This window comes from Variovorax sp. DXTD-1, assembly GCF_003984625.1.
GTDB lineage: Bacteria > Pseudomonadota > Gammaproteobacteria > Burkholderiales > Burkholderiaceae_C > Variovorax.
In genome coordinates, this window is the sequence record NZ_RWKH01000040.1 from 1 (window position 1) to 8,767 (window position 8,767).

Here is an 8,767-nt window from a genome sequence, read left to right on the forward strand (position 1 = left end):
GGGGTTGTCCACCGACACCGTGGCGCCGGCCTGGTAGCGGCCCGTGGCTTGGGTGCCGCTGTCGTCCAGGCTCAGGGCCACCCGCCACTTCTTGGCCTGCACGTACTTGACCACCAGGTCGCTGTCGCCCGGCTTGGCATCGGGCGCGGTCGAGGGCTCGATCTGGATGTCGGCCTCGGCCGTGGGCGCGCGCTTCAAGTTCTCCAGCCCCTGCTCGATGTCGCGCAGGTTCAAGAGATCGCCCGGGCGGGCGGGAATGGCCGAACCCAGCAAGGCACCGCTGCCCAGCAGCGTCGAGGAAGAATCCGGCGTCAGGCGGATGGCCGCGATGCGCCCGGGCACCAGCGAGAGGGTCAGGGTGCCCGTGGAGAGGTCCTGCGGCGCGGCCAGTACGCGGGTGGTGACAAAGCCGCGCGCGATGGTCGCCTGCTGGGCGCGGGCGAGCACCACGTTGACCCCAGCGGTGCCCAGGCAGCGGCCGAGGGGGGGATCGTTGCCGTCAGGGCTGGAGAGATCAGAGACAGCCCACTGGAACAATTCGGACTGCTCGCCGACCAGCAGCACGCGGTCGATGCGGAAGCACGGGGCTTCGGTCTCGGGAATGCGTGCCACCGGTGCGGGCGGCGCGGCCTGCGGGCGTTGATCGACGGTGCGCTCGTTCTGCTCGCGCAGGGCGCGTTCGCGTTCCTGCTGGCGCTGCTGTTCGATGAAGGATTGGGGGGTGGTCGGGGTTTGCTGTGCAACCGACAAGGAGGGCAAGGCCAGCGAAGCGAATGCACAGGCAAGCTGGACGCGACCCGCGCGTGTTCTGAGATGATGAGTCATGGGGTATTCGGTGGCCCGCCGGATGCTTCGAACGTCAAGCGTCCGAATGCCAGATGGACGAAGTGGCACTGCTCAAGAGCGAGGAAGCGCGCGCTCCCCCGCGAACGAGCAACTACTTTGTCGTCTTGAGAATGGTCCCCACAGACAGGCTTTTCACGTGGTACTTGCCCGGCAGTTCTTCGAGCTTGACCAAGCTGTTTCGGGCCATGATGACCCCCATCGATGGGTCCTGTTGGATGAACACGATGTCGCCGGCCTTGACCGAGATCGAGGTGTCGGCCCAGTTCTCGGCCTTCGACAAAATCTTGTGCTCCCCTGGCCGCAGGCTGAAGTAGATGTACTGGCTGCCTCGGGTGTAGCCCATTTCGGATGCCGGCTCCTGATCGTCGACGAAGACATTGAAGCGAACCATGCTGCCGGTTGAAGATGGGCGTACTACATAGACCATGGCTTCGCCGTCGCTTGGCAGCTTCGGAAGCTGAAAGTCCGCGGTGGCGGTCTTCATTGCCTCCGGTGATGGCAGGCTCGCGCAGCCCGTGGCAGCAATTGCCGCGCATGCCAACAGGACGTTGGCGATGGTTCTTTTGATTTTCATTATTGATACTCCCTAGGGTTGTGGAAAATACTTAATGTTGTGCTGCAGAGTGCCTCGGATGCACCCATGAATATCAGATCGACTGTCAAAGAAATGCCTAACCACCGCCTCTCGGTCCAAAAAACGCGAGAAAAAGCGAGGAAAGTGCAAAAGCAATCAAGGGGGCCATCAACAAGATCAGCCCCGAAAGCAAGTACTTCACCGATCTTGACGCGGTCGAGCGAAAGAGCCTGAGGTTGTAGTTCGTCGCAGTCGCCCCAACAAGACCACCAATTGCACCGCCGACAAGGACGAGCAGTAACGGCAATCCCGCCCAGAGATATTCATGCCAGCGCAATTTCGTCTTTTCTTTCATCTTTCCTCCTCTTTGGTGACGCGGGTTCGCTGAGGGTTTCAAATTTCAGGGTAAGGCGAGGTGCCACCAATCGGAAGCATGCCTCTGGCAGCGCCCACAGTGGCTCCGCCGATCGAGGTGGCCAGCAGGTTGTGTTTCAAGTGGACTCCCTCGTACTCACTCACCGTGCGAGCTAGCCCGGGAGCAAGCGACCCAGGTACTCTCGCGCAAAGACAGTGACTGCGATGCAGGTAGTCACGACAGCTGCGGTGGTGACGATCTTTCGCACCATCGACGAACCTGTTGCAGTCAACCAGGCGTGTGTTGTGAAGAAGGCACCCGCAATGACGCCAATCATTGCCCCTAGGATCACGAAGCGCAGCCAGCGATTGATGGAAGACCATTGCCAGATATCGGTAAAAACCCACACAAGAAAAGGTACAAGCAACGCCCCACCAATTGCCATTGAAGCGGTTATGGCTGTGACAAAAATCGTCGTTTGCAACGCGAACACTTTCGCCCAAGGAAATTGTTTTCTCAACTTGGTCCTTGATATGGTCTTTGGCGCCCGAGCCGAGCAGCGATCTGCTGGTGTTGATGATGATCAAAATGACTTCAATGTTGTCAAGGAAGTCGCATCGCACCGCAACTTAACCAGGAAGCATTTTTCCGATCCATTCACGCAAAACAACCAAGAGAGTGATATAGATCGCCACGACCAGAGTGGTTGTCACAACCTTTCTCGCCAACGAGGAAGATGTGTGAACCAGCCACTGGTAGTTGGTAAAAAGCGCCCCCGTCAAGACGCCCCCGATTGCCGCCAGGACCACGAAACGCAGCCAGCGGTTGACGGGAGTCCATTGCCAGATGTCTGCCAGAAGCCAAAGATATGCAGGAATGACGATGCCCAACATCAGCGCCATGCCTAGCGCAAACGCCAGCCCGAAAATGAGGGCGAGCAAAAAGAAGGTTGCAGGCCAGCCGTGCTTGCGTCTCATCATTTCCCTTTGCGCTCTCTGCAGCGCCTCCTTCGTAGAATTCCCGAAGGATCCTTGTGCCCCGGTTGAAAGGAAATTACCAGCCATCCCTGCAAACATGAGCGCAACAAAATCGAATATTGTCATAAATGTAAGCTTGCACCATGAGCCTCATGATCTACGATGAAAGAACATAAGTATCAAACGAATTGCATCAAAGAGAATGCAAAAGATTGCGGCTGCAAGAATTACGAGAAACATAGACCAATGCTTATCCCTCGAAAATACGGGAGTCCCTAAGGACGCGATCTTGTAGAACCACTCAATAAATTCCGGCAGTCCCCACATCCCAACAGAGATCAGAATCATGGCGCCTATTCTGACGACGCTCCCTTTCCATGTTGGAGAAATAACCAATTTATCGAATGAGTTCATTTTTTTCTCGCTGGTTGACCGGGGATAAAGGAGGCTCCGCCTTGAAGTGCCGACCCAACAATAGCACCTCCAACCACAGGCGATGGATTTGGCGAACCCTGAAACAATGCTGGAATTTTAGGATTGAGGTTGTTGTAAACAAACGGTGGAGTGACCTGACGCAGTCCTAGTGTTGCTAAACTGCTGACCATATAGCCAGTACCACCGAAAAATCCACCCACAGCTCCGGCAAAAACTGGACTGTTATTTTCTCCATAGTAGACGTTGTTAAATACGGTATTTACCGAACCACCCGCGCCCCCGAGTAGCACATTTCCAATAAACCCCGTGCTCGCGCCTAACGGGCCTGAAATTGCGCCGACCGTTCCCGCGAAAACCGACTGCATCGGGCGGATTTCACCTGATTGAGCGTACTGTCCTGCCACATCCATTCCCCCGCTCGTAATTCCTCCGACGGTAACGAAAGCACCAGCAGAACCTACAGTTGCTGCCAATGGAGCGCCTACCAAAAATACTGCGCCGACGGGTGCGGCGATTGTCGCGCCGCCAACAAGGTTGCGGGTGCGCGTGTCATTTGCTGTTGTTTGTTGAAGAGCAACTGGGTCAGGTTGCACAAGGCCGTTTCTGCCATAGAAGCCCGCTATTTCGGGGTCGGCTGCATACTCGCTTGAATAAATGTTTGAGTTCGCCTGTTGCTCTCCGATCGCCCTAAAAGGGTACGCAGTATTCTGGCCCGCTACATTCGGGTCGCCCGGCAACAACATGCCTCGGGTATTGTTTAACAAGAATGCACGTGCGCTTTCATCCGTTGCTCCTCCAACGCCCAACTGCACTTGGCGAAATGCTTGCTGCGCAAGCCGTCGCTCGGCTTCTTGCTCACTGATACCCAGGTGGCTAGCGAATTTTTTGGCGTTTTCTTTAATCCATTTAATCTCTTGCGTATGCAATTGCCGGTTATTTTCCACGGCATTCCCTCCCGCGGACGCCGCGATGTACGCACTGCCCACATCGCCGCCCACCAAGACACCAGCGACCCCGGCCATCACCTGACTGAATGCAGCTACGCTGGCACTGTCCATCTGACGATTCGGATCGTAGAACTCTGCGGCCAGGTTGCCCACCAACGCACCGACCGCGCCCGCTGAACAACCTGTTGCTGCGCTGCCTCCGCCTGCGCCGGCCCGACCCGCACCCACGGCGCAGCCCAGGATCGCATGAGCAACTTCGGCGGTGAAGGCATTGAGGCGCTGACTGCCCTGAGGGCCGGCATCGCCGATGGCAAATGCCCCCTGCGCCGCGACCGTATTCAGCAGCGCATTCGTCAGCCCGGAACGCAGTTCGTCTTCGAGGCTGGTGCCGTTGATCGCGCTGCGCACCAATGAACTGGCGGCCCCATCGATCAGTTGGCGCTGCAACTGGTCGGTAAACAGCGCCGAGCCGTTCGTCGCATTGGCCAGATTCTCCGGCAGCACAGTGCTGATTCCCTGGAGGACACCGGCCGTGACCATGGCGGTGGCGATGTTCTTGATGCTCTGGCTGCTGCCCAGTTCATCGAACACCTTCCCGAGATTGCCCTCGTTGTTGACGAACGAGATCGTTGCCTGGTTTGCAATCGCTGTGATGCCGGCCTGCATCGCAGCCGAAGCGATGGTGGTGGTGGTCGCAGACAGGCCCATCGCGCCGGCAATGCCTGTGCCGGTGGTCGTGGCGGTGCCGGCCGTCCCGACGACGGCGGAGCCGACGCCGGCCGTGGCCACGCCCACCACCACGCTCACGATGACGGACGCCACCGGCCCCAGGCTGGTCTGGCTTTCGGCCCACTTCTTGTGCTCTTCCTGCACCCGCTGCCATTCGACGCTGTTCGCGAGGGCGGGATCGTTCGCCAGTTGGTCCACCCAGGCCATGCCAGGCTGCTTGGCCAGATCGGCGAGGCTGGCGTTCTGCCCCAGTTGCACCGTCACCCCGCCATTGGCCTTGACGCTCAGGTTCGGCGTATTGAACAGGTTGTACTGGCTGGTCTCGTCCACACGGCCACTGCTCGAGGCCGAGACCCAGGCCCCGTCGCCGTCGTTCTCCGTGCGGCTGGCGGCACTGGTTGTCTTCTGGGTGAGCAGGTTGAGCTTGCCGCCAGCGTCGACGCCGATGTTCTCTGCGGTGGCTTCGATGGCACTCAGCGTCATGTCGCCGCCGCTCTTGAGCTGGATGTCCTTGCCCGTGAGCGTGGTGCGCGCCAGGGTGGTCTCCTGGCTGTCGGCATTCAGGCTGGAGTGGCTCAGGCCGTTCTTCCACGCGTCCTTCGTGGTGGCCGAAGTCGCGTTCTCGCCTGCCACCAGGGTGAGCTGGTCGCCCGCGCTGAGGGCAAGCGTCTCGCCCGCGCTCAGGGTGGCCGCAACCCCCGTGAGATTGCGCCCGGCGCCGATGCTCACATCGCCGGCGGCGCTGATGATGGCCCCGGTTTCCTTGCTCGCCTCATCCTTGCGGGTGTTGTTGGAACTCCAGCGAATGTCTTCCGTGCGGCCCGTCGTCACGGTGCCAAGATTCACGTCCCGACCTGCGACCACGGTCGCATCACCCGCGCTCTTGAGTTCGGCGCCGACCAGATTGGCGTCGCGCATGGCCACGAGGGTGAGACTTCCCCCCGGGTTCGTCACGTACAAGCCTGCCACGCGGTCCAATGTCGTGGCGCTGAGGTTCACGCCGCTGGAGGCGTCCGAGCGCGCCAGCGGGCCGGTGTCGCTCTTCGAGTCACGGGTGGTGGTCACCACATTGATGTCGCGCCCAGCGAAGGCCGTCAGGCTCTTGCTGGCATCGACGACGGCGCCGATGACGTTGATGTCGTTCCTGGCCGTCAGCGACACATCTTCGCCGGTGATGCGCCCCGCGAGGTTGTGGATGTTGTCCGCCGAGAGCGCGACCGCATGGCGCCCCGCAATCGTGCCTCCCGAGTTCGTCAGGTCGCCCGAGAAGCGCATGTCCACGCTGCGGCCCGAGAGCACCGCACCGGAGCCGTCGATGTCGCCCGGCTTCACGTGCACATAGACCTGCGGCACCAGCACGCGCTGGGTGCTGCCGTCGGGCAAGGTGACGGTCTGCTCCACCAGCCAGACGATGTCGCTGGTGAGTTGGGCCATCTGCGCGTCTGTGAGGGCGATGCCCGGACGCAGGCCATATTGCCTGGCGAAGGTGGCGCCGGCGTTCATCAGCGCCGTGTACTGCGCGTCGTCGCTCTCGAAGCCGTTCAGGAAGCGGAAGCCGGTCAGCTGGGCCACCTGCTCGCGGACCAGGCGCTGCTCGTAGAAGCCATCGCCCAGGCGCTTCAGGGTGTTGTTGGGGTCCAGCCCGAGGTTGTTCAGCAGGTAGTCGCTGGACAGCCAGGTGCGGTGGTTGGCAAAGCGCGGATCGGTCTCGACCAGGTAGCGGCTGGACGATTCGGGGTGCGTGGCGAACAGGCTGGCGGTGGGAATCGCGGTGTTGGGCGTCGTGGTGCGAACCACCATCGGGGGGGCGCTCGCAGCGCCGCTGCCCCCTGGGCCCTGGGCCGCTGTGGCCGAAGCGCCGCCGGCCTGCCCGGCGCCGCCAACCGCCGAAGGCACCTGCACGATCGGATGGACGCGCGTTCCTGTGCCCACGCCGCCCGCGCCCTGCGCGCCCGCACCCGTCTGGCCCGACGCCAGTGTGCCGGTGCCGGTGCCGCTGCCCGTGAACGCCACGTTGCCTTCCTGGCGCGCCGCCGCGAGCGTGACAGTGGCGTTGGTTGTCAGGTTGTACGGGGCCAGCTGGTAGACCCGCTCGTCGCTGCCGAAGTCGTGCTCGTTGATGGAGCTGTGAATGGCGATGCCTTTCTGCACCGTGGGCGCGTCCACGGTCAGGCCTACGTTCTGGATCTTGCCGCCGGTGACCGTCAGGGCGCCGCCGGCGAGGATCTGGCTCATGTCGTTGACGCCGCTGCCCACGGCGATGTTCATCGCGCCGCCCGCGAGGATCCGAGCCGGCGCGGAGCTTTGCAGCACCGGCGTGGACGAGGTCACGGTGTAGTCGTACGCGTCGTAGGTCGACGACATGCGCGTGGGCTTGTAGTCGGTGCCCGTGAGCGACCTGTGTCCCGTCATCGTGTAGATGAAGTTCAGCGTGGCCTCGTCCAGCTTCTTGTGGGCCGTGCGGTAGGCTTGCCATTGGTCGTACTCGGCTTGCGTGACCGGGTGGTCGAAGGGCACGAGCACGTCATGGGCCACTTCGCCGCCATCGGAGACCATGATGCCTTCCTGGCCCACGGTGATGTCGGGGTGCAGCCGACCGATGAAGTCCGCCGGCAGGTCTTCGGCGGGCGGCGTGACGCCGAAGGTGGCCCAGATCGGATCGGTGCGCGGATACCAGGCGCCGGGCATGGCCGTCGTCTCGCAGATCGGATCCACACCGTTGCAGGTCTGGAAGCTGCGGTCGGCGCTGTTGGCCGGGCTTCGCAGGTAGTAGGCGCGGAACTGCGCGAGCGGGTAGTCGGGCGACGGGATCAGCAGGCGCATGTTGGCATTGCTGCCGGGCAACTGGGGGTCGGTGGCAGGGACGCCGGCCCAGCCGTTCCAGCCGATGTCGGGGATCCGCTGGAAGCCGCCGATGCTGAAGAGGACTTCGCTCGCCGCATAGCGCACGCTGCTGCCAGGCAGCGAATATTCAACGATGTGCTGGCCCGATCCGGGCTCCAGGGTCCAGCTCACGCCGCCGTTGGTGTTGCTCAGCGTGGCCGTCTTGATGTCGACGTTGCGGGTGGCCTCGATCGTTGCGGCGTGGTTGTTCACCGCGCCGGCCGAGCCGGTGGCGTGGCCCGCCGCATCGAGGCTGCCGCCGATGGCAAGATCGCCGTCGTTGAAGATCAACGACCCGTCGCGGTTGTTGACGGTGGTGGCGCCAATGTCCAGACGCTGGCGCGCGGCAATGGTCGCGGCGCTGGTGGCGCCGTTGGCGGCGGTTTCGGCCAGGTTGTTGAGCGTGCCGACACCGATGGAGATCTGGTCGCCGTAGATGCGGCCGGTGCCGATGTTGGTCAGCGTGCCTGCATCGATGCGGGTCACGACACCGTCGATCACGCCCCGGTTGGTGATGGTGTCCGTGGCGCTCAGGTGGGTGGTGGTGCCCTGGATGTCACCGGTGGCGGTGTTGTCGATGTTGGTGGCCGCGAGCGACAGGGCGTTACCGGCGGCGATCCGACCGCTGTTGCGGATGTTGCCAGTGGTGGCGATGCCCAGGTCGCGGTTGGCGATGGTCTCGCTGCCGGCGGCGAAGACGGCGTCCTGCGTCAGGGCCAGGCGCATGTCCTGCTGGGAGAGCAGCCGGCCTGTGTTGGCGAGCGAGGCGGTGTCGACGACGAGGGCCTTGCCGGCGAGCAAGGTGCCGCCGTTGGCCACGCTCAGGGTCTTGGCGCCGGGATTGGCGGCATTTGGATCGACGATGGCCAGCGTGTCGCCGGCATGGATCAGGCCGCCGGCGCCGTTGTCGATGCGGCCGCTGCTGGTGAGGGTAGTGTTCACATCCGCCCGAATCGCACCCGCGGTGTTATCCACGGTCGTGGCGGCGATGGCGACGTTCTGCCCTTCGATGCCTTGTTCG

The 8,767-nt window shown here is 62.2% G+C and carries 6 protein-coding genes; all 6 read right to left on the minus strand.

Features of this window, described 5'->3' with window-relative positions:
• A partial coding sequence (locus EJI00_RS24430) for a POTRA domain-containing protein (protein WP_148110646.1) occupies positions 1 to 825 on the minus strand: 825 nt, incomplete at its 3' end.
• A 112-nt stretch (positions 826 to 937) separates the two neighbouring features.
• Positions 938 to 1,420: a DUF2846 domain-containing protein gene (locus EJI00_RS24435; protein ID WP_126750062.1), complete on the minus strand. Its 483-nt coding sequence runs from the start codon at positions 1,418 to 1,420 to the stop codon at positions 938 to 940.
• Between the two features lie 97 nt (positions 1,421 to 1,517).
• Complete coding sequence (locus EJI00_RS24440) at positions 1,518 to 1,775, minus strand: hypothetical protein (protein ID WP_126750063.1); 258 nt, start codon at positions 1,773 to 1,775, stop codon at positions 1,518 to 1,520.
• Positions 1,776 to 1,947: 172 nt separating this feature from the next.
• Positions 1,948 to 2,295: a hypothetical protein gene (locus EJI00_RS24445; RefSeq protein WP_126750064.1), complete on the minus strand. Its 348-nt coding sequence runs from the start codon at positions 2,293 to 2,295 to the stop codon at positions 1,948 to 1,950.
• Between the two features lie 109 nt (positions 2,296 to 2,404).
• Positions 2,405 to 2,878, minus strand: a complete 474-nt coding sequence (locus EJI00_RS24450; RefSeq protein ID WP_126750065.1) for a hypothetical protein — start codon at positions 2,876 to 2,878, stop codon at positions 2,405 to 2,407.
• 284 nt (positions 2,879 to 3,162) lie between these two features.
• Positions 3,163 to 8,721: a DUF637 domain-containing protein gene (locus EJI00_RS24455; RefSeq protein WP_221885068.1), complete on the minus strand. Its 5,559-nt coding sequence runs from the start codon at positions 8,719 to 8,721 to the stop codon at positions 3,163 to 3,165.
• Between the last annotated feature and the right edge of the window lie 46 nt (positions 8,722 to 8,767).